A 21,887-nucleotide genomic window follows, 5' to 3' on the forward strand; every position below is an offset into this window, starting at 1 on the left:
CCGTTTCCGGGGTCACCACGTCGGGGTCGGGGACGCGGCGCCGTGTGGGGTGGGCGCGATCGTCCGGTGGGGCTCGCTGTGACGCGGGAGCGGGCCGCGCTCGCCGTGGAATGCCAACCGCCCGGCCGATACTAGCGACCCGCTTGGCCACTTCCAACCCGGTTCGACGAAAATGTGACGTGATACGGGCAGGAAAAAAACCGACCCGGACAAATCCGCATTATGACCCGAAGTTATGGATCGGGAACCGTGAGACAGGCGTGAGTTGTGGGATCAACCGCGACGTTTGCGGCCCAGAACCAGGATGAGCAGGCCGGATACCACCAGGGCGCCCGCGATGATGAGCAGCCCGGACAGCCAGGTGCCGGTGCGCGCCAAGCCCTCCCCGGGGATTCGGTCATCCGCACCCGGGGGGGCCTCGACCCCGGTGGGAGCCTCGTCGGGGGCTTCGCCGAGGGCCGGGGGCTCCTGCGAGGGCGCGGGCTCCGGGGTCTCCTCGGGGCTCGGCTCCGCCGTCTGCTCCGGGTGCCAGGTGAACGTCGCGGAGGCCGAGCTCGTCGCCGAGACCTCCTCGGCGGTGATCAGCGGCTGCGTGCGCACGCCGTCCCGGCCGGTGAACAGACGCCCCTCCGGCAGGGACACGTCCTGGCCGAGCAGGTGCAGGGTCACCACCCCGGCCGGGACCGACGGGTCCACGTCGAGGAAGAGCTCGGCGCCGTCGTCCGCCTGGGTCACCTGGTCGCCGGCCCCGTCCACCAGCCACGCCGCCGGAGCGCCGCGGACCGAGACCTGCACGGGGTCCGCCGCGGAGCTGTGCACCGTGAGCGGGCCGAGGGGTTCGTCGGGCGCGACCTCCTCCACGTGGGAGGGCGAGAGCTCCAGTGAGCGCGCGGTCGTGTGGTCGGCCGCCGCCCCGCTGCCCGCCACCAGGAACTCGTAGAGGGCGACGACCCCGAGGTCGTTCGCGGAGCGGTCCGGCTCCGCCCCCTCCAGCACGTGCCACAGGGCGGCCTGGGTGGCCGCGATGGCCCCGGCCTCGTCCAGCTGGAGCAGGCCGGTCACCTGCGCCAGGAGGCCGAGGTCGACCGCCGGGTAGGAGTGGGAGACGATCCAGTTCGCGCGGTCGGCGGGCGCGGGGGACGGGTCGGACCCCGTCCCCGTCCACCCGGGGTTGTCCGACCACGCCGACTCGACGTAGGCGGTGCGCGGCCGGACCTCCTCCTCCACCCGGGCCGCGTAGGCGCGGACCGAGGCCTCGTCGGCCACGCGCAGGCTGAAGAGCGCCGTGTCGACCTCCTGGCCGTCGGCGAGGACGAGTGCCGCCCCCTCGACGGGGTCGCGGTCCACACGTGAGAAGTCGTCGGCGTCGGCGGCGGGTGCGCTGACCAGAGCGCCTGTCAGGGCGGCCGAGGCCAGCAGCGCGGCGCACCGACGCAGGATGCCGGACATGCTCTTGCGCTCCCGTGCGAAGGGCGGAGGGCCCTCGGGGCCGACCGGCGAAATCATCTTCCTGGGGAACACAGACTAGTCGCTCAAGCACCCTGGGTGATCGGTCGACGCCTGGACAGCGGCCCAATCGTGTACTCGCCGTGACATCCGCGGGGGCGGACGGCGCCCCGGGCGCGCCTGCGGCGCGGGGCCGGGCACTCCACCCCCGGGCGCTCGGTAGGCTGACCTGGAAGGTATGTCCTCTACGGAAACGGGTTTGCGGCGATGGCCCACGCGGTAACTCCTAGCCCTGCCAAGAGCGGTGGCGAACCCACCCCGGTGGCCTACGAGCAGGCGCTGACCAGGTACGAGCCCGTCCTCGGTCTGGAGACCCACATCGAGTTGGGCACCGCCTCCAAGATGTTCTGCTCCTGCCCCACCGGCTTCGGCGCGGAGCCGAACACCCAGGTCTGCCCTGTCTGCCTCGCGTTCCCGGGTTCCCTCCCGGTGGTCAACGAGAAGGCCGTCGAGGGCGCGATCCGCCTGGGTCTGGCGCTGAACTGCTCCATCGCGCCCTGGGGCCGGTTCGCCCGGAAGAACTACTTCTATCCGGACATGCCGAAGAACTACCAGATCTCGCAGTACGACGAGCCGATCTGCGTGGACGGCCACCTCGACGTCACCGTCGACACCCCCGACGGCCCGCGCGAGTTCCGTGTGGAGATCGAGCGCGTCCACATGGAGGAGGACACCGGCAAGACCTCCCACGTGGGCGGGGCGACCGGCCGCATCCACGGCGCCACCTACTCGATCGTCGACTACAACCGCGCGGGCATCCCGCTGCTGGAGATCGTCACCCGGCCCATCACCGGCACCGGCGAACTCGCGCCCCTGGTGGCGCGCGCCTACGCCGCCGAGCTGCGCGACCTGGTCCGCTCCCTGGGCATCTCCGACGTGCGCATGGAGGAGGGCTCCATGCGCTGCGACGTCAACGTGTCCATCCAGCCGGTCGGCACCGCCGAGTGGGGCACCCGGAGCGAGACCAAGAACGTCAACTCGCTGCGCTCCGTCGAGCGCGCCGTGCGCTCCGAGATCGAGCGCCAGGCGGGCGTCCTCGACGCCGGGCACAGGGTCGTGCAGGAGACCCGCCACTTCCAGGAGAACACCGGCCGCAGCATCTCCGGCCGCTCCAAGGAGGAGGCGCAGGACTACCGGTACTTCCCGGACCCCGACCTCGTCCCGGTGGCCCCGACCGAGGAGTGGATCGAGGAGCTCCGCGCCACGCTGCCGGAGCTGCCCGCCGCCCAGCGCGCCAGGGTCAAGGCCGAGTGGGACCTCAGCGACACCGAGCTGCGGGACCTGGTCAACGCCGGTGCGATCGAGCTGGTCGAGGCGACCGTGGTCGCCGGCGCCCCGTCCGCCGAGGCGCGCAAGCTGTGGCTCAACGAGCTGTCCCGCCGCGCCACCGAGCAGGAGGTCGAGCTGGGCGCCCTGCCCATCACGCCCGCCCAGGTCGCGCGGATCATCTCCCTGGTCTCCGAGGGCACGCTGACCAACAAGCTCGCCCGCCAGGTCGTGGAGGGCGTGCTGGCCGGTGAGGGCGGGCCCGACGAGGTCGTCGAGGCGCGCGGCCTCCAGGTCGTCAGCGACGACGGCGCGCTGGGCGCCGCCGTGGACGAGGCCATCGCCGCCAACCCGGACGCCGCCGACAAGGTGCGCGGCGGCAAGCTCGCCGCGGCCGGCGCCCTGGTGGGCGCCGTCATGAAGGCGACCCGGGGCCAGGCCGACGCCGGACGCGCCCGGGAGCTCATCCTGGAGAGGCTCGCCGGGGCATGACCCCCTTCCGGGCCGGTCGGGCGACGACCGGCCCGGTCCCTCCCGGAGCCGGTCCGCCCGCCGTGCGGCGGGCCCTGGCGCCGCCGGGGCGCGGCGGGCCGGGAGGCGGGCCCACGGCGCGTCGCGCGCGCGGCGCGAGGCCCGCGCGCCATGGTGACTCCGAGTCACCATTCTGTCGTCATCTCTCATCCGGTCCTCAATCGCTGTGTGACCTTGGTTGCGTAGGGTTGCGACGCACGGGGGCGTGCGCGGTCGCTCCGGCCGCCCCGCCGCCGGGCTCGTCCCGGTCCCGCGAGAACCCGGGCGGCAGACCGCGGTACCTGGCGCTGTGCCGCGCCGGTACTCGAACGACGCGAGGTGGGTGCTCCATGTACGAGGAGAGAGCGCGACGGCGGCTGCGTGCCGCGACGGTCGCGACACGCCCGCGGGGAGGTCGGTGATGGGAACCCGGGCACGCCGTCTGTGGACCTTCGGCCTGGGCGTGCTGTTCCTGGTCTACGTGGCGGCGGCGTTCGTCCCGCTGGGGTCGACCACCGTCACCGCGGCGTTCGCCGAGTGGCCGACGGCGCTGGCCGCGGGCGCCGCCGGACTCTCCCTGCTCCTGGCCTCGCGGCGCTGGGCGGCGACCGGGGCCGACCGCGACGCGCACGTCGACGGGGCCGACGGCCCGGCCGCGCTGCGGCACCTCGGGTTCGCCGCGCTCGCCTGGTGCGCGGGTGGCGTCACTCACGGTCTGACCCGGCTCTTCAGTTCCAGTTCGGTGCTCTCGCTCACTCTGGGTGATCTTTTCGCGCTCGCCGCGCTGCCACTCTTCGTGGTGGGGTTCACCCGGTTCGCCCCCTGGCCGGGCGGACTGCGCACCGCGATGCGCCACATCACCGACAGCTACGTGTGCGCCGCCGCGGTGTTCTCCGTGGTGTGGCTGCTGCTGTTCTCCCCCCTCTACGAGGAGCTCGGGGAGGGCGCCGGGTTCCTGGGGTTCGCCCTGGTCTACCCGGTCGCCGACATCGTCGTCCTGTGCCTGCTCGTCCCGCTGGTGTTCATGTCGCCGCACAGCACGCGGCGCGCGGTGCTGCTGGCCATCGGGGCGCTCATCGTCATCGCCGGTTCGGACATGATCGGCGCGCTCACCCGCCTGACCGGGGTCCCCATCGCCGGGGGCGTCGAGCACCCGATCAAGTTCCTGGGCTTCGCCCTCCTGGGCGCCCTGCCGTGGCTGATCGAGCACCGGCCGGGCGCCGATCCCCGCCGGATCACGGGGAGGGGCCTGTACCGGTTCGCGCCCGAGCTGGCGGCTGTGGGGGCGGTGGCCGTCGCCGCCGTGGTGCTCACGGTGGCCGGGGTCCGGCTGTCCGGGGTGGCCCCGGTGCTCCCGCTGGCGGCGGGGACCGCCGTGATCGTGCTCCTGGTGCGGGTCCTGGGCATGCTGGAGGAGAACGCGACCCTCGCCCGCATGGTCCGCAACCGCGAGGGCCACTTCCACGAGCTGGCGCGCAACAGCGGGGACGTCATCCTCATCCTCGACCGGGACGGGGGCGTGTTCTACGTCAGCCCGGGGACGGCCGAGGCGTTCGGCTACCGCCTGGACGACGTGCTCGCCGCGCCCGTCACCGCGCTGATCCACCCCGAGGACCTCGCGCGCACGAAGGCCGTCACGGACCTGTTCACCGAGCGCGGCTCGCAGGGCGTGCACCTGCGGCTGCGGGTGCGGGCCGCCGACGGGACCTGGCGGCACACCGAGTCGACCGCCTCCCTGTACGAGCAGCCGGGGGAGCCCGACCGCCTGCTGGTGACCACCCGCGACATCAGCGCGCAGGTGGCCCTCCAGGACGAGGTGGAGCACCTGACGTTCCACGACGGGGTGACCGGGCTTCCCAACCGGGCGTACCTGGAGGAGCGGGCCAGCGACGTGCTGGCGCACAGGGCGATCAGCGAGGAGCCCACCGAGGACATCGCGGTGATCTTCCTGGACCTGGACGGGTTCACGTCCGTCAACGACTCGGCGGGCCACGTGCGCGGGGACCACCTGCTGGGCCAGGCGGCCCGCAGGCTGCGCGCCGAGGTGGACTCCAACGCCACCCTGGCCCGGTGGGGCGGCGACGAGTTCGCGGTCCTGGTGGAGGGGGTGCCCCGGGCCCAGCGGGTGGTCGACCTGGCCGAGCGCCTGGGCCGCGTGATCGCCTCCGAGCCCTTCCAGGTGGCCGACCGGGACATCATGCTGACCGCCAGCACGGGGGTGGCCTTCGCGGAGCCCACCACCGACAGCGGCGAGCTGCTGCGCAACGCCGACGTGGCCATGACCAGGGCCAAGGAGCGCGGCGCGGGGCACGTGGAGGTCTACGCCGCCCACATGCACGACATGGTGGTCTCCCGCCTGGAGCTGCAGATACGCCTGCGCGAGGCGCTGGCCAACGGCGACTTCTTCCTGGAGTACCAGCCGGTCGTCGATCTGGGCACCTCCCAGGTGACCTCGGTGGAGGCGCTGGTGCGCTGGGACCGCGACGGGGAGGCGGTCGGTCCGGACGCGTTCCTCGGCGCCGCCGAGGAGTCGGGGCTGATCGTGCCGCTGGGGGAGTGGATCCTCCGCGAGGCGTGCGAGAAGGTCGCGGTGTGGCGGCTCTCGGACTGGGACATCGGCCTGTCGGTCAACCTGTCCGTGAAGCAGGTCCTGTCGCCCCGCTTCATGGAGACGGTGGCCGGCGTCCTCGCCGAGACGGGGCTGTCCTCCGACGTGCTCACCCTGGAGGTGGACGAGGAGGTCCTGCTGGACGACGGCGGCGAGGCGGTACAGCGCCTGGCGGAGCTCCGGGAGCTGGGCGTGCGGCTGGCCATCGACGACTACGGCATGGGCTACGCGTCGCTGGCGCACCTGCGGCGGCTCAGCGTGGACGCGATCAAGATCGACCCGTCCTTCATCGCCGACCTCGGGCGCGACGACACGGTCACCCTGCTCACCCACACGATCATCCAGCTGGGCCGCGACCTGGGGGTGCAGGTGGTGGCGGAGGGCATCGAGCGCCCCGAGCAGCTGGAGCAGCTGAGGGCCATGGGCTGCGACCACGGCCAGGGCTTCCTGGTGGCCCGTCCGATGCCCGCGAGCGGCGTCGAGTCCCTCGTCGGGGGGGAGGCCGGGGTCAACCTCTGACCCCGGACGCGCCCCCCGACCCCCGGTCGCACACGACCCCCGCCACGTGTTCTGTGTTACACGCGGTGGGGGTCTTGTGGTGGTTGGTCCAGTTCAGAAGGGCTTCTCAGCGAGGGGCGCGGTCGCATGCTGACATATGAGTCTCACATAATGAGACATTATGTCGTTCTTGTTGACGGGCGGCCCCTCCGTCGGCCAATGTGGTCAACGTGCAGAACACCTCCCTGATCCTCGTACTTGGTCGGCGCGCAGCCCACTGAGTTTCTTCTGCTGCGCGCCACCCCTCAACCGCCACAGGGCGGTGGGGGTTTTTTTATTGCCAGGCAGGGACCAGACCCACCAAGCCAGAGCCCCAGCACCGCTCTGGAACCTCGCTGAAGGATCTTGAGATGACCGAGCAGATGACCGGCGCCCAATCGCTGATCAGGTCGCTGGAGCAGGTCGGCGTTGACACTGTCTTCGGGATTCCCGGCGGTGCCATCCTCCCGGCCTACGACCCGCTCTACGACTCGGCCGAGGTGCGCCACATCCTCATGCGCCACGAGCAGGGGGCCGGGCACGCCGCCGAGGGCTACGCCTACGCGACCGGCCGGCCCGGGGTGTGCATGGCCACCAGCGGGCCCGGCGCCACCAACCTGGTGACCCCCCTCGCCGACGCCCACATGGACTCGGTCCCGATGGTCGCCATCACCGGGCAGGTCGCAGCCCCCATGATCGGCACGGACGCCTTCCAGGAAGCCGACATCTGCGGCATCACGATGCCGATCACCAAGCACAACTTCCTGGTCAAGAACGCCCGCGACATCCCCCGGACCATCGCCGAGGCCTTCCACATCGCCTCCAGCGGACGCCCCGGGCCGGTCCTGGTCGACATCTCCAAGGACGCGCTCCAGGCCTCCGCCGACTTCGTCTGGCCCGAACGCCTCGAACTCCCCGGCTACCGGCCGGTCACCAAGCCCCACGGCAAGCAGGTCCGCGAGGCGGCCCGCATGATGGCCGAGGCCCGCCGCCCCGTCCTGTACGTCGGCGGCGGCGTCCTGCGCGCCGGCGCCGCGGCCGAGCTGCGCGTCCTCGCCGAGATCACCGGCGCCCCCGTCGTCACCACGCTGATGGCCCGGGGCGTCTTCCCCGACAGCCACCCGCAGTTCGTGGGCATGCCCGGGATGCACGGCGACGTCAGCGCCGTCGGGGCCCTCCAGAAGGCCGACCTCATCGTCGCCCTGGGCGCGCGCTTCGACGACCGCGTCACCGGCAGGCTCGACAGCTTCGCCCCCGACGCCAAGATCGTCCACGCCGACATCGACCCGGCCGAGATCTCCAAGAACCGCCACGCCGACGTGCCCATCGTCGGCGACTGCCGCGAGGTCCTCGCGGACATGGTCGTGGCCGTCCGCGCCGACCAGGAGAAGGGCCGGCAGGGCGACTACGAGGCCTGGTGGCAGCAGCTCAACCGCATGCGCACCACCTACCCCAAGGGTTACGAGGCCTCCGACGACGGCAGCCTCTCCCCGCAGGCCGTCATCCAGCGCCTGGGCCAGATCGCCGGCCCGGAGGCCACCTACGTCGCGGGCGTCGGCCAGCACCAGATGTGGGCCGCCCAGTTCATCGACTACGAGCGCCCCGGGTCCTTCGTCAACTCCGGCGGGCTCGGCACCATGGGCTTCTCCGTCCCCGCCGCCCTGGGCGCCAAGGTCGGCGACCCCGACCGGGTCGTCTGGTCCGTGGACGGCGACGGCTGCTTCCAGATGACCAACCAGGAACTGGCCACCTGCGCCATCGAGGGGATCCCCGTCAAGGTCGCGGTGGTCAACAACGGCAACCTGGGCATGGTCCGCCAGTGGCAGACCCTCTACTACGAGGGCCGCTACTCCAACACCGACCTCCAGACCTCGCCCCGGGACGAGAAGGTCCGGATCCCCGACTTCGTCCGCCTCGCGGAGGCGTACGGTTGTGTCGGCCTGCGCTGCGAGCGCGCCGAGGACATCGACGCCACCATCGAGAAGGCCATGGCGATCGACGACGCACCCGTCGTCGTGGACTTCACGGTCAACCACGACGCCATGGTCTGGCCGATGGTCGGCCCCGGCGTCAGCAACGACAACATCCAGTACGCGCGCGACATGGCGCCGAACTGGGAACACGAGGACTAAGAGGAGAAGGCCGAACCACCATGAGCAGTCACACGCTTTCCGTTCTGGTGGAGGACACCCCGGGTATCCTCGCCCGCGCCTCCTCCCTCTTCTCCCGCCGCGGCTTCAACATCGACTCACTCAGTGTCAGCACCACCGAGTACCCAGGACTGTCCCGGATGACAATCGTGGTCAACTGCGACCTCCACCCCTTGGAGCAGGTGACCAAACAGCTCAACAAGCTGGTCAACGTCGTCAAGATCGTGGAGATGGACACCACCGCGTCGGTCCGGCGCGAGCTCCTGCTCGTCAAGGTCAAGGCCGACGCGTCGAGCCGCACCCATGTGCTTCAGACGGCCGAGCTGTTCCGCGCGCACATCGTGGACGTCAGCCCGGACGTCGTCGTCATCGAGGCCGTCGGCGACCCGGAGAAACTCGATGCCCTGGTGAGGAACCTGGAGCCGTTCGGCATCAGGGAGCTCGTCAAGTCAGGGCTGGTCGCCCTGGGCCGCGGGCCGCGGTCGATCACCGACCGTTCCCTCCGCACCGTCGACCGCAGCGCCTGAGACCGCCGGGCGCCCGGGAGGGCGCCGGAGCCGCGGGCCCTCCCGACCGACCGGCGGGCGCGGACGACCGCCCACCCCGACCCCACACGTACGCAAGAACAAGGAGCATTCCCAAGTGGCAGCACAGATGTACTACGACGACGCCGCGGACCTCGCGCTCATCCAGAGCAAGAAGGTCGCCGTGATCGGCTACGGCAGTCAGGGGCACGCGCACGCGCTGTCGCTGCGCGACTCGGGCGTGGACGTGCGGGTCGGCCTCGCCGAGGGCTCCAAGAGCCGCGCCAAGGCCGAGGAGGAGGGCCTGCGCGTCGTCACCCCCGCGGAGGCCACCCGCGAGGCCGACGTCATCATGATCCTGGTCCCCGACCACATCCACCGGGACCTGTACGCCGAGGAGATCGCGCCGAACCTGGAGGAGGGCAACGCCCTGTTCTTCGGCCACGGCTTCAGCATCCGCTACGGCCTCATCAAGCCGCCCGCGGGCGTGGACGTGGCCATGGTCGCCCCCAAGGGCCCGGGCCACCTGGTCCGCCGCCAGTTCGAGGCCGGGCGCGGCGTGCCCTGCCTGGTCGCGGTCGAGAAGGACGCCAGCGGACAGGCCTGGGACCTGGCCCTGTCGTGGGCCAAGGGCATCGGCGGCACCAAGGCGGGCGTGATCCGGACGACGTTCACCGAGGAGACCGAGACCGACCTGTTCGGTGAGCAGGCCGTGCTGTGCGGCGGTACCGAGGAGCTGGTCAAGGCCGGTTTCGCCACCCTGGTCGAGGCGGGCTACCAGCCGGAGATCGCCTACTTCGAGTGCCTGCACGAGCTCAAGCTGATCGTCGACCTCATGTACGAGGGCGGCATCTCCAAGATGAACTGGTCGGTGTCCGACAACGCGGAGTACGGCGGCTACACCCGCGGCCCGCGCGTCATCACCGAGCAGACCCGCGAGGAGATGCGCAAGATCCTCGGCGAGATCCAGGACGGCTCCTACGCCAAGGAGCTCATGGACGAGTTCGACGCCGGCCAGCCGACCTTCAAGAAGCGCCGCGAGGCCGAGCAGAACGAGAAGATCGAGAAGGTGGGCGCCGAACTGCGTCCGCTGATGAGCTGGCTCAAGGCCTAGGGGACCGGGCGAGGACCCCGTGAACCGGGGGCAGGTGGACTACACCACCTGCCCCCGTCGGGCTTCCCTACCCGGGCAGTAGACTTTTGATCGGCCGTCCCACCCGATCCGGGCAGTGCCAACCACCTGCGCGATCGGGTCGCACCACCCGAAAAGGAACCGTTGTGCCCAAACCCGCCGTACTCGTAGCGGAAGAACTCTCGCCCGCCGGAATCGCGCTGCTCGAAGAGGACTTCGAGGTGCGCCACGTCAACGGCGCCGACCGGTCCGAGCTCCTGCCCGCCCTCGCCGACGTCGACGCCCTGATCGTGCGCAGCGCGACCAAGGTGGACGCCGAGGCCCTGGCCGCGGCCTCCCGGCTCCAGGTGGTCGCCCGCGCGGGCGTCGGCCTGGACAACGTGGACGTGGACGCCGCCACCAAGGCGGGCGTCCTGGTGGTCAACGCCCCGACCTCCAACATCATCAGCGCCGCGGAGCAGGCCATCAACCTGCTGCTGGCCAGCGCCCGCAACACCGCCCCGGCCCACAACGCCCTCATCAACGGCGAGTGGAAGCGGTCCAAGTACACCGGCGTCGAGCTGTACGAGAAGACCGTCGGCGTCGTCGGCCTCGGCCGGATCGGCGCCCTCGTGGCGCAGCGCCTGTCGGCCTTCGGGACCAAGGTCATCGCGTACGACCCGTTCGTGCAGCCCGCCCGCGCGGCGCAGATCGGTGTGGAGATGACCACGCTGGACGAGCTGCTGGAGCGCTCCGACTTCATCACCATCCACCTGCCCAAGAACAAGGACACCCTGGGCCTCATCGGTGACGAGGCGCTGAGCAAGGTCAAGCCGACGGTGCGCGTCATCAACGCCGCGCGCGGCGGCATCCTGGACGAGGACGCGCTGTACCGGGCCCTGAAGGACGGCCGTGTCGCCGGTGCGGGCATCGACGTGTTCGCCAAGGAGCCCTGCACCGACAGCCCGCTCTTCGAGTTCGAGAACGTCGTGGTCGCCCCCCACCTGGGCGCGAGCACCGAGGAGGCGCAGGAGAAGGCCGGCACGCAGGTCGCGCGCTCCGTCAAGCTGGCGCTGTCGGGCGAGTTCGTGCCGGACGCCGTGAACGTGCAGGGCACCGGCGTGGCTGAGGAGATCAAGCCGGGCCTGCCCCTCACCGAGAAGCTCGGCCGGGTCTTCACCTCCCTCGCGGGCACCATCGCCAGCCGCATCGACGTCGAGGTGCGCGGCGAGATCGCCGCCCACGACGTGAAGGTCCTGGAGCTGGCCGCCCTCAAGGGCGTGTTCGCCGACGTGGTCGAGGACACGGTGACGTTCGTCAACGCCCCCCTGCTCGCGAAGGAGCGCGGTGTCGAGGTCAACCTCGTCACCAGCGACGACAGCAGCGACTGGCGCAACCTGATCTCGGTGCGCGGCGTCCTCGCCGACGGCACCCGGGTGTCGGTGTCCGGGACCCTGACCGGCCCGCGCCAGATCGAGAAGCTGGTCGAGATCAACAACTACACCATGGAGATCGGCCTGGCCGAGCACATGGTGTTCCTGGCCTACGAGGACCGCCCCGGCGTCGTCGGCAAGGTCGGCGCCCTGCTGGGCGACGCGGACGTCAACATCGCGGGGATGCAGGTCATCCGGGACCAGGAGGGCGGCAAGGCGCTGATCGCGCTCACCGTCGACTCCGCCGTGCCCGAGGAGATCCTGTCGTCGATCTCGGGCGAGATCGACGCGGACATCAGCCGCCAGATCGACCTGGAGGACTAGGGCCCGCGGCAGGACCGCGGGGCCGCGCCGCGACCACGGCACAGCCTGGAGGGCCGCTCCCACCGATCGGTGGGAGCGGCCCTTTTCCGTGCGCGGCGCCCTACGCGAGGAAGGCCGGTGCGGCGCCCCGCGACAACGGGGGAGAAAAGCCGTTCCTGGCCACGGATGTCACCTTTTCTGAATTTCCTTGGGAAATGTCCCAGGTGTGCCTGATGGGTGTGCGTAGAAGGGCCGAAGGGGGATCCGGCCTCGTGTTATGTGAAGGTTATTTCTTTTCCTGTGCAAGGATATCGCTGGTCATGGTGCTCGTGTCCGTCCGGATCCGCGCTTGTGGAGTCCTTCTCGAACGGGTTCGGGTGTCGGCGGGGTCGCTGTCCTGGATTCCGCCTCCATAGTTCGACTCGATGCCGGGGGGATTGAATTGCATTTTCCACGTCGACGGTTCGCGGTGGCGCTGGGGGCGGCCGTGGCGGCCTGGGCGGGAACGCTCCTGGTGATGCTCGTGTACGGGGTGGTCGACATCCGGTCCGCGCTCCACCTCACCGCCCTGTCCGGGGCCTTCGGCGCGGTCGGGCTCCTCGCGGTCCTCGTGCGGCGCAACACCGCGCAGCTGCGGTCGCTCCGGCTGAGGTTCGACCGGCACGCGCGCGAGATCGCCGAGATCGCGGGGGAGAACCGGAGCGAGCTCTTCGCCCGCGCCGACGACCTGACCGGCCGCCTCGCCCGGATGGAGGAATCGGTGCACGCACTGTGCGACGCGTCCGCGGGAGGCGGCGGGGAGCGTGCGGTCCCCGCCGTGCGGGAGCCGGGAACCCCGGCGGAGGGGAGGGCCGTCCGCGAGCTGGAGGCGCTCCTGGGTCCTGACGCGCCCATGCCGGCGCCCGGGGAGGACGGGGTCTCCCCCGAGACGGTGGAGCGGGTCGTCAGGGCGGTGCGGGACCGGCGTCCGCACCTGGTGGTGGAGGTCGGCAGCGGCGCGTCCACGCTCTGGCTGGGCCTGGCGCTCCGCCGGTTCCGGGCCGGGAGGCTGGTGGCGCTGGAGAGCGACCCCCGGTGCGCGGGCCTGGTCCGGGCCATGGTCGCGGCGCACGGGCTCTCCGGGGTCGTCGAGGTGCGCGGCGCCTCGGACCTGGACGGACTGCACGGCATCGACCTCCTGCACCTCACCCGCGTGACGGGGGCGACGGAGGTCGACGCGGTCCCGGACCTCTTCGACCGCTGCGCCCCGGGCGCGCTGGTCATCCCCGGGGAGGACCACGGGGCCCGGGGCCCGGGATGCGGGAGGGCGTCGGCCGAGCGCTCCGACGCCGTCCTCGGGGCAGGGGCCTCCGCGGACGCGGTGCGGGCCCGGGCCGCCTCGTGACCGGGGGAGAGCTCGCGGACGCCCTGCGGCTCCGCGGCTCCCTCCCCACCCTGGTCTGCCACACCGGCGCCGCGGCCGCAGAAGCGGTCGGGGAGCTCGCCCTCGGCGCCGGGGACAGGGCGGTCGACCTGGACCGGGTCGTCGTCGGGGAGCCCGGGGCCGGAGGCGGACCGGCGGATCCGCACGCGGGCGTGGTCGCCGTCGTCGCCGCGACGGCGACCGACCTGAGGAGGGCGCTGGTCCCCCTCGGGGTCCTGCCGCCCGCGCCGTTCGTGGTGGTGGTCCTCCTGGAGGTCCCCTCCCACCAGGGGCCTCCGGTCCCGGTGGCGCCGGCGCCGGGGGAGTGGTCGGAGCTTCTGGAGCTGCGTGTGCGGCGCCTGGCCTGCGGAGGCTGGTCGTGCGAGGCGTGCTTCGAGGACCCCGTGTCCGTGCACAGGGTGGCGGGTGCCCTGGCACGGGGGGTCGTCGGCGGCCGGCCGGGGGCCGCACCGGTCCCGGCGGTGTCGGTGCTGGGCGCGGACGCGGGTCTGTGGTGCCCCGGCGGCGCCCGGGTGGCCGATCCCCGCAAGGCGGACGTGGTGCTGCGGGTGGGGCCCGCGGAGCCCGGCGGCCCCGTCGTCCCCGAGGGCGCGAGGGGGGGCGGTGTCCGCCGGCTGAGCGTGGAGGAGTCCTCGTGGGCGGCCGCGGGGCGGCCGGGCGGCACGGTCCACGGCCGTTTCCGGGTGGAGGACGTGCCGCCCGTCGACGAGCGGACGGTGAACCCGACCGGGTTCGTCGGCCGGGCGGGCCCGAAGGTGGGACGCCTGGTCTCCCGGGGCGGGCGCTGGGTCCTGGTCTCGGGAGGATCGGTGCGGTGGCGGGTGCCCGAGGACGGCACCGTGACCGACGTGGACGTCGCCCGGTTGCGGGACCTGCGCGCCGTGGACGTGGAGTGGGGGCGGCACAGCGGTCCGCTGGCGGCGGTGCGGGCGGTGGCGGGGCTGGCCGCGGCGGGGGTCCCGCTCGTCGGCGGCCCGGTGCCGCCGTGGGCCCGGTGCCTCGGAGCCGACCTGTGCGCGCTGGTCGCCTCGGTCGGAGCGGACGAGCTCGCGGACGGACTGGTGCGGGAGGAGCACAGCGTCCGGTTGCGCCGGGCGGCCCTGGGAACCCACGGCGTGCGCGCGCGGTGGAGGGACCTGGGGGCGGCGGCCGGCGTCGGGGGACCGCCCGACCCGGCGGTGTCGGTGGTGCTGTGCACCCGGCGGCCGGAGATGCTCGGGTTCGCGCTGCGCCAGGTGGCCCGCCAGCGCGGTGTGGAGGTGGAACTGGTCCTCGGGCTGCACGGGTTCGGCGAGGACGCCCCGGGGGTCCGGGAGGCGACGGCCGCCTTCCGGAGGACCGGCCGCGCCCTGCAGGTCTTCCGGCCCGACCCGGACGCGGTCCTCGGATCGGTGCTGAACGAGGGGATCGCCCGGGCGAGCGGCTCGGCGGTCGCCAAGATGGACGACGACGACTGGTACGGGCCGGACCACCTCGCCGACCTGGTGCTGGCGCGTCGCTACTCCGGCGCCGACGTCGTGGGCAGCGCCGCGGAGTTCGTCTACCTCGAGACCCTCGACCTGACGGTGCGGCGGAGCGCCCCGACGGAGTGCCTGTGGCGGCGGGCCGCAGGGGGAACCCTCCTCATGGACCGCACGGCGGTGGAGGAGGTCGGCGGTTTCCCGCCGGTGGGCACGGCCGAGGACACGGGCCTCTTCGCCGGGATCGAACTCCTCGGCGGCCGCGTCTACCGCGGCCACGGCCTCAACTACGTCCTGCGCCGCAGGGCTTCGGGACACACCTGGGACGTCGGCGCGGGCCACTTCCTCCGCAACGGCGCGGAGCGGCGCCGCGGATGGCGGCCCAGCGCGCTCCTGGAGTCCGAGGCCGCGGACGCCCCCGCAGGGGCGGCGCCGCGGGAGCTCCGTGGAGAGCCGACCGTGAGGGAGGGGAGCAGGGGATGACGCTCGTCCGGGAGGGCGCCCTCGACCGCCGCGGGCGGGGGGAGCGCGGGCCGCGGCCGCTGATCCGCCACAACGACTACTCGGTGCTGGAGCTGCCCGGGCTGGGCGCGTGGGAGCCCGAGCTGGGGGTCGGCGTGGTCGTCCGGGCGTTCGGCGGGCAGGAGAAGCTCGATCTGACGCTGGCGTCGCTGGCCGCGCAGACCTATCCGGCACGGCTCACGGAGGTCGTGGTCGTGGACGACGGCAGCGACCCGCCGCTCAGGCTGCCGGAGGTCCGGCCCGCGAACACGCGGATCGTGCCGGCCCGGCCCGGGGGCTGGGGCAGGGGGCACGCGGTGAACACCGGCGCGGCCGCCACGGACGCGGACGTGGTCCTGTTCCTCGACGCCGACATGATCGCCTTCCGGGACCACGTCGAGGCGCAGATGCGCTGGCACCACCTTGCCGACCACCTCGTGGTCACCGGCCACCTGCGGTGCGTCGGCCACGGGACGGGACTGCCGAGCCCGGCGGAGGTGGCCGACGCCGTCGGCCGCGGGGAACCGGAGGCCCTGGTCGAGGGGCCGGGCGAGGAACTGGCGTGGCTGCGCAGGGCCTACGACCGCAAGGAGGACCTGCGCACCGCCGGATACGAGGCGTTCTCCTACTTCATCGGGGGCACCGGCTCGGTGCGCCGGGAGCTGCTGGCCGAGTGCGGGGGGACCGACCCCGAACTGCTCCTGGGAGAGGACACGCACCTGGCGTACCGGCTGGCGCAGCGCGGCGCGGTGTTCGTCCCGGAACTCGACAGCAGCAGCTGGCACCTGGGCCTCCCGGAGATGGAGCTCCGCAAGGCGGAGGGCGTCCGGTACAGGGTCCCCTTCGTCGGCAACCGCGTCCCCCGGCTCGGCGTACGCCGGGGCGCGGGCGTCCGGCAGTGGCAGGTGCCCTGCGTGGACGTGGTGGTGGAGGTGGAGGGGGCCCGGTTCGGGGCGGTGTCGGACACGGTGGAGCGCCTGCTGGGGGGTGACGCGGCGGATGTGCGGATCACGCTGGTGGGGCCGTGGCGGCGTGCGCGCTCCGGGGGGCGCGCCGTCCCGGACGGTCCGGGCCCCGACACGGCGGCGCTGCGGGAGGCCTTCCGGTGCGAGTCGCGGGTGGTGTTCGCCGAGGAGGCGCCGCGGGAGGACCCGGACGTCCCGTTCCGGCTCCTCCTCCCCCCGGGCCTGCCGCTCGCCCGGCACGCCGTCCGCCGCATGGTGGAGGAGGCGGACAGGGCCCGCGCCGGGCTGCTCCGCGCCGTGGTCCCGGGGAGCGACCGCGGCGGACCCCGCCTGGAGCGCACCGCGGCGTTCGCCCGGGCCCGTCGGCTGGCGGACCGGCCGGAGGAGGTCGAGGCCCTGGTCGGAGAGGTCAGCGCCGTGCACTGGATCGACGGCGAATCCCAGCTGCTCACGGAGGAGGACCGGCCGCCCGACCCCCCGGAGGACTGGCGGAGCGCGCTGGCGCTCGCCGAGCGGAAGGCCGCGGAGCAGGAGGCGAGGGCCGGACGCCTGGAGCGCAGGTACCGCTGGCTGACGGGCACCCGCGGCGGCAGGTTCGTGCGCCGGGTCATCGGATGAGGGGGATCGGCGGTATGGCGGAGAAGGTCGGGACACGGGGCCGCGTCGGCGCGCCGGCGGGACGGAACGGGGCGGGCCCCGCCCGCGTCCGCCGCAACGACCACCCGGCACCGGAGCCGCCGGGCCCGGGCGGATGGGAGCCGGAGCTGGACGCCGTCGTGGTCGTCCGGGCGTGCGGCGCGCGGGGGAGGCTCGGCCCGACGCTGGCGTCGCTGGCCGCGCAGACCTATCCGGCGCGGCTCACGGAGGTCGTGGTGGTGGCCGACGGCGGCACACCGGTCCGGCTGCCGCAGGTCCGCCCGGGGAACACGCGGACCGTCGCCGCCGGCCCCGGCCGGTCGGGGCCGCAGGACGCGGTACGGGCGGTGGCGGAGTCCTCCCCGGACGCGGCGGTGCTGTGGCTGGAGGCCGGAACGGAGGTCGGCCGCACCCACGTGGAGGCGCACATGCGCTGGCACCACCTCGCCGACCACCTCGTGGTGCTGAGCGGGGCGGCCTCCCCGGAGCCGGACGGGGGACCGGGACCGGAGGCCGCGGCCTCCGGGGACCGCGATCCCTCGGAGGGACCGGGGAACGCGGGACACCGGGGGTGGCGCGCCCTCGCCGGGTCGGCCTGGTCGGCGCGGGGCGGGCTGCTGGCCGAGTGCGGGGGGAGCGGCCCCGCCGCGCTCGTGGGAGGGGAGGACCACCTGGCGTACCGGCTGGCGCAGCGGGGCGCGGTGTTCGTCCCGGAGCCCGCCGCGGGGGTCAGGGGCCCCGGCGGGCCGCGGGGGGACGGAAGGGAGGACGGTGACGCCCGAGTCCACCGGCTCCGCCTGGAGGACAGGGTCCCGCTCCTGCGCTCCCGCCGGGCCCCGCGCCGCCGGGAGTGGCAGGTGCCCTTCGCGGAGGTGGTGGTGGAGGTGGCGGGGGCCCGGTTCGAGGCGGTGTCGGACACGGTGGAGCGCCTGCTGGGGGGTGACGCGGCGGATGTGCGGATCACGCTGGTGGGGCCGTGGCGGGACGTGCCGTCCGGCAGGCACGCCGTCCTGGACGATCCGGACGCGGAGCCGAGGCTGGTGCGGGAGGCCTTCCGGTGCGAGTCGCGGGTGGTGTTCGCCGAGGAGGCGCCGCGGGCGGACCCGGACGTCCCGTTCCGGCTCCTGGTTCCGCCCGGGGCGCCCGTGCGCCCCGGGGCCGTGGACGCCCTGGCCGCCGCGGCGGACGCGTGCGGTGCGGGCCTCGTCCGCGTACGCGGTGCGGGCGCGCTCCGCCTGGAGCGGACGGCCGCCTTCGCCCGCGCCCGGCGCCTGGGGGCCTCCGGGCCGGACCTCGACGCCGCGGTGGCCGAACTGTGGGGCGAGCACGAGGTCGACCCGGCCGAGGTCCTGGAGGCGGACCGCCCCGGCGGGGAGGGGCCGCCGGCCGACTGGCACAGGCGGATGAGGCGGGCGCAGAGGGCGGCCGACCGGCACCGCGCCGCCGCCGACCGCTGGGAGCGCCGTATCCGGGTGCTCGTCCGCGGCTTCGGCGTGCGGCTGCTGCTCGGCCGGACCGCCCGGGGAGCGCGCGTGCAGGGGCCGTGACGGAGTCGGGCCGCCCGGTTGAACTGCGGCGACACCAGCGTGTCTCACATCGTGGGAATTGCTGGTCATATAGTTGGACATCCGATATTCTGAAGTCCTAGGAGTTGGTGGCGTCGGCTCCACCGCCGCACGCCGCCACCCAGTGCCGCGCCCGCTCCGACCGGGGCCCGCGTCGGCGATTCCGGCAGACGATCCCGCCGGGGGCGAGCTCCTGATTCCGGTGGGCACCGCCGCCCACGTTCCGCGCTCCACCGCCGTTCGGCGCCATCCCGCCGGGCCGCGGCCGCAGAGCGCGCGGCGCCGCAGGGCGCAACCGCGAAGGCCCGTGGCCGGGCCGTTCCCAGGGCCGGTCACGCAACGCATCCGGAGGATCGCATGTACGACATGATCGAGTACCCGACCGCGCCCGACTCCGAGGACGAGCTCAACCGCGCCCTCCAGGACGCCCTGAACCGCCGGGCCTGAGCCCGCCGACCCCTCGCGCGGGGCGCCCCGGCGCCCGGCGGGCGGTCGTGTTCCGGGGACCGCCGCCCCGGCGGCGCCGCGCGGGCCCCGCCCCGGGGAGGGGTCCGGGGGACGGTCCGGGCCCGCGGCGCAAAATCGCGCGGGCGGGACGCCCCGGGTCTCCCGGGCCGGTAAGGTTGTCTCATCCAGTGTTCAATCTGATCTCACCATCTGAGAAATGCCCGGTGGGGTCGTACCCGAAGCAGAGGCAGTCCGTATGGCAGCTCGCACCGTGAAACTGGCCGTCATCCCCGGAGACGGGATCGGCCCCGAGGTCGTGGCCGAAGGGCTCAAGGTGCTGGAGGTCGCGGCCGCCCAGCAGGACCTCGCCGTGGAGACCACCGAGTACGAGCTGGGCGCGAAGCTCTGGCACCGCACGGGCGAGACGCTGCCCGAATCGGTCCGGACCGAGCTGGCCGGACACGAGGCCCTCTACCTCGGCGCGGTCGGCGACCCGTCCGTGCCCAGCGGGGTGCTGGAGCGCGGGCTGCTGCTGCGCCTGCGCTTCGACTTCGACCACTACGTCAACCTGCGCCCGGTCCGCCTGTACCCGGGGGTGGCCAGTCCGCTCGCGGGCGTGGGCCCCGAGGACATCGACATGCTCGTGGTCCGCGAGGGCACCGAGGGCCCCTACGCCGGAGCCGGCGGCGTGCTGCGCAAGGGCACCCCCCACGAGGTCGCCACGCAGGACAGCGTCAACACCCGCTTCGGCGTGGAGCGCGTGGTCCGCTACGCCTTCGAGAAGGCCGCGTCCCGACCGCGCAGGAAGCTCACGCTGGTCCACAAGGACAACGTCCTGACCTTCGCCGGCGAGCTGTGGCAGCGCGTGGTGCGGGAGGTCGGCTCCGAGTACCCGCAGGTCGCCGTGGACTACTGCCACGTCGACGCCGCGTCGATGTTCTTCGTCAACCAGCCCGCGCGCTTCGACGTGGTCGTCACCGACAACCTGTTCGGCGACATCATCACCGACATCGGCGCCGCCATCACCGGTGGCATCGGCCTGGCCGCCAGCGGCAACATCAACCCGGACAACACGTTCCCCAGCATGTTCGAGCCCGTCCACGGCTCCGCGCCCGACATCGCGGGCCAGGGCAAGGCCGACCCCACCGCCACGGTGCTGTCCGCCGCGACGATGCTCGACCACCTGGGGGTCCCCGAGGCGGCCCGCCGCATCGAGAACGCGGTCGCCGCAGACCTCAAGACCCGCGCCCAGGGCGGCGGTTCGCGATCCACGGCCCAGGTCGGCGACGACCTCGCCGCGCGAGTAGCCGAGCAGGGCTGACGCACGTTCCGTCGGCCCTGCCCTTCTCCGAGGCGCGGCCGACGGCAAGGGGCCACCCGCTCGACGGGTGGCACGGTCCCTGGGACCGACACCGGCAGGCGCGCCCGGAACAACCCGAGCGCGCCTGTCGCCGTGTCCGGGCCCCAGGGTCCGCCCTGGCACCGGGTGCGCTCTTCCGCCAGACTGGATTCCAGGTCGGCGGCGCTGCCGACCTGTTGCACCCGAGAGGACCACCGACGACATGAACAACGACACCACCACAGCGGGGTTGACGTTCGACATCCAGCTCTCCGACCGGCGGAAGACCCCGCAGGAGCGGGAGGCACTGCTGGAGGATCCCGGTTTCGGGCAGGTGTTCACCGACCACATGGTGACCATCCGCTACACCGAGGGCCGGGGGTGGCACGACGCCAAGCTGGAGCCGTACGGCCCGCTGAGCCTGGACCCGGCCACATCGGCCCTGCACTACGCCCAGGAGATCTTCGAGGGACTCAAGGCCTACCGCCACCCGGACGGCTCGCTCGCGTCGTTCCGTCCCGAGGCCAACGCCGCCCGGCTCAACAGGAGCGCGGCGCGCATGGCCATGCCGGCGCTTCCCGAGGAGCTGTTCCTCGAGTCCATCGACCTGCTCCTCCAGCACGACGGCGCCTGGGTGCCGGACAAGGAGTACTTCAGCCTCTACCTGCGCCCGTTCATGATCTCGACGGACGTCGGCCTGGGTGTGAACCACCCGTCCCGCAGCTACCTCTACCTGCTGATCGCGTCCCCGGTCGGCTCGTACTTCTCCGGCGGCGTCAAGCCGGTGACCGTCTGGCTGTCCAAGGACTACACGCGCGCGGCCCCGGGCGGGACCGGCGCGGCCAAGTTCGCGGGCAACTACGCGGCGAGCTTCCTCGCGCAGTCCCAGGCGGTCGAGAAGGGGTGCGACCAGGTCGTCTGGCTCGACTCCCGCGAACACCGCTGGGTCGAGGAGATGGGCGGCATGAACCTGTGGTTCGTGTTCGGCTCGGGTGAGAACGCGCGCCTGCGCACGCCCCCGCTGACCGGCACCCTCCTGCCCGGCATCACCCGTGAGTCCCTGCTGACCCTGGCCCCCGACCTCGGCATCCCGGCGGAGGAGGCCCCCATCTCCACCGACGAGTGGCGCGAGGCGGCCGAGTCGGGGGAGCTCACCGAGGTGTTCGCCTGCGGCACCGCGGCCGTGATCACGCCCGTCGGGTTCGTCAAGAGCGACGAGGGCGCGTTCACGGTCGGCGACGGCACGCCCGGACCGGTCACCATGCGCCTCCGCGAGGAGCTGGTGGGCCTCCAGACGGGGCTGCGCGCCGACAAGCACGGCTGGATCACCAAGTTCTCGGGCCGTGACGCCTAGGGCGTGACCGCGCGCGGGCCGTCCCGACGGGGGCGGCCCGCCGCCTCCCCGGGAGCGCGTACGCCCCGGCGTGTCCCGGCGCCGCGGTCCGAGGGGGTGAAACGTCCGTTCCGAGAAACTCCCGTCTCGAACAATGGGACAATCGGCCGCTGAACACGGAGGACCCGGCCGCCTTGTGGCACACTGACCTCATGCCGTCTCAGGTTCTCATTATCGTGAGGCGCGCTGGCTGACCGACGTACCTCGCCA

General features: G+C 73.2%; 12 protein-coding genes and 1 pseudogene. 12 read left to right on the forward strand and 1 reads right to left on the reverse strand.

The genetic code is table 11. From position 1 onward, the window contains the following. Positions 1-273 precede the first annotated feature (273 nt). Positions 274-1,449 (reverse strand): Cys-Gln thioester bond-forming surface protein, encoded by a 1,176-nt coding sequence (locus ACFQBR_RS09785; RefSeq protein WP_344182473.1) that lies wholly within the window; start codon positions 1,447-1,449, stop codon positions 274-276. Between the two features lie 318 nt (positions 1,450-1,767). Here ACFQBR_RS09785 and gatB point away from each other — a divergent pair, with 318 nt between their 5' ends. The 12 genes and pseudogenes from gatB (at position 1,768) to ACFQBR_RS09845 (ending at position 21,638) form a co-directional block, all read left to right on the forward strand. Beyond that, positions 1,768-3,264, forward strand: a complete 1,497-nt coding sequence (gene gatB, locus ACFQBR_RS09790; protein ID WP_267946499.1) for an Asp-tRNA(Asn)/Glu-tRNA(Gln) amidotransferase subunit GatB — start codon at positions 1,768-1,770, stop codon at positions 3,262-3,264. Between the two features lie 439 nt (positions 3,265-3,703). Beyond that, positions 3,704-6,409, forward strand: coding sequence for a putative bifunctional diguanylate cyclase/phosphodiesterase (locus ACFQBR_RS09795; protein WP_344176502.1), 2,706 nt, complete (start codon positions 3,704-3,706; stop codon positions 6,407-6,409). Between the two features lie 368 nt (positions 6,410-6,777). Next, positions 6,778-8,559, forward strand: a pseudogene (locus ACFQBR_RS09800) (acetolactate synthase large subunit); the annotation flags it as partial. A gap of 20 nt (positions 8,560-8,579) precedes the next feature. After that, positions 8,580-9,104 (forward strand): acetolactate synthase small subunit, encoded by a 525-nt coding sequence (gene ilvN / locus ACFQBR_RS09805; RefSeq protein ID WP_267946497.1) that lies wholly within the window; start codon positions 8,580-8,582, stop codon positions 9,102-9,104. Between the two features lie 115 nt (positions 9,105-9,219). Next, positions 9,220-10,215: a ketol-acid reductoisomerase gene (gene ilvC / locus ACFQBR_RS09810; protein ID WP_267946496.1), complete on the forward strand. Its 996-nt coding sequence runs from the start codon at positions 9,220-9,222 to the stop codon at positions 10,213-10,215. Between the two features lie 164 nt (positions 10,216-10,379). Beyond that, the gene (gene serA, locus ACFQBR_RS09815) at positions 10,380-11,969 is read left to right on the forward strand and encodes a phosphoglycerate dehydrogenase (protein WP_344176499.1); all 1,590 of its coding nucleotides are present in this window, start codon (positions 10,380-10,382) and stop codon (positions 11,967-11,969) included. A gap of 421 nt (positions 11,970-12,390) precedes the next feature. Continuing rightward, positions 12,391-13,332, forward strand: coding sequence for a class I SAM-dependent methyltransferase (locus ACFQBR_RS09820; protein WP_344176497.1), 942 nt, complete (start codon positions 12,391-12,393; stop codon positions 13,330-13,332). After that, entirely contained in the window at positions 13,329-15,314 is a 1,986-nt protein-coding gene (locus ACFQBR_RS09825; RefSeq protein WP_344176495.1) for a glycosyltransferase family A protein, read from the forward strand. The genes ACFQBR_RS09820 and ACFQBR_RS09825 overlap by 4 nt, the downstream gene beginning before the upstream one ends. After that, complete coding sequence (locus ACFQBR_RS09830; RefSeq protein ID WP_344176493.1) at positions 15,311-16,915, forward strand: glycosyltransferase family 2 protein; 1,605 nt, start codon at positions 15,311-15,313, stop codon at positions 16,913-16,915. Before ACFQBR_RS09825 ends, ACFQBR_RS09830 begins: the two co-directional genes overlap by 4 nt. Positions 16,916-16,929: 14 nt before the next feature. Beyond that, entirely contained in the window at positions 16,930-18,480 is a 1,551-nt protein-coding gene (locus tag ACFQBR_RS09835; RefSeq protein WP_378552927.1) for a glycosyltransferase family 2 protein, read from the forward strand. Positions 18,481-19,201: 721 nt separating this feature from the next. Beyond that, entirely contained in the window at positions 19,202-20,266 is a 1,065-nt protein-coding gene (locus tag ACFQBR_RS09840) for a 3-isopropylmalate dehydrogenase (RefSeq protein ID WP_267946490.1), read from the forward strand. A 241-nt stretch (positions 20,267-20,507) separates the two neighbouring features. Continuing rightward, the gene (locus ACFQBR_RS09845) at positions 20,508-21,638 is read left to right on the forward strand and encodes a branched-chain amino acid aminotransferase (RefSeq protein WP_267946489.1); all 1,131 of its coding nucleotides are present in this window, start codon (positions 20,508-20,510) and stop codon (positions 21,636-21,638) included. Positions 21,639-21,887 lie beyond the last annotated feature (249 nt).

Origin of the sequence: Nocardiopsis tropica (genome assembly GCF_042660575.1) — a bacterium.
GTDB classification, from domain to species: Bacteria; Actinomycetota; Actinomycetes; order Streptosporangiales; family Streptosporangiaceae; genus Nocardiopsis; species Nocardiopsis tropica.

Excerpts from the sequence above, each read along its gene's own strand:
- ACFQBR_RS09830 (WP_344176493.1), top strand. The coding sequence starts at position 15,311 with ATGACGCTCGTCCGGGAGGGCGCCCTCGACCGCCGCGGGCGGGGGGAG.
- ACFQBR_RS09835 (WP_378552927.1), top strand. The coding sequence starts at position 16,930 with ATGGCGGAGAAGGTCGGGACACGGGGCCGCGTCGGCGCGCCGGCGGGA.
- ACFQBR_RS09795 (WP_344176502.1), top strand. The coding sequence starts at position 3,704 with ATGGGAACCCGGGCACGCCGTCTGTGGACCTTCGGCCTGGGCGTGCTG.
- ilvN (WP_267946497.1), top strand. The coding sequence starts at position 8,580 with ATGAGCAGTCACACGCTTTCCGTTCTGGTGGAGGACACCCCGGGTATC.
- ACFQBR_RS09840 (WP_267946490.1), top strand. The coding sequence starts at position 19,202 with ATGGCAGCTCGCACCGTGAAACTGGCCGTCATCCCCGGAGACGGGATC.
- ACFQBR_RS09845 (WP_267946489.1), top strand. The coding sequence starts at position 20,508 with ATGAACAACGACACCACCACAGCGGGGTTGACGTTCGACATCCAGCTC.
- ACFQBR_RS09785 (WP_344182473.1), bottom strand. The coding sequence starts at position 1,449 with ATGTCCGGCATCCTGCGTCGGTGCGCCGCGCTGCTGGCCTCGGCCGCC.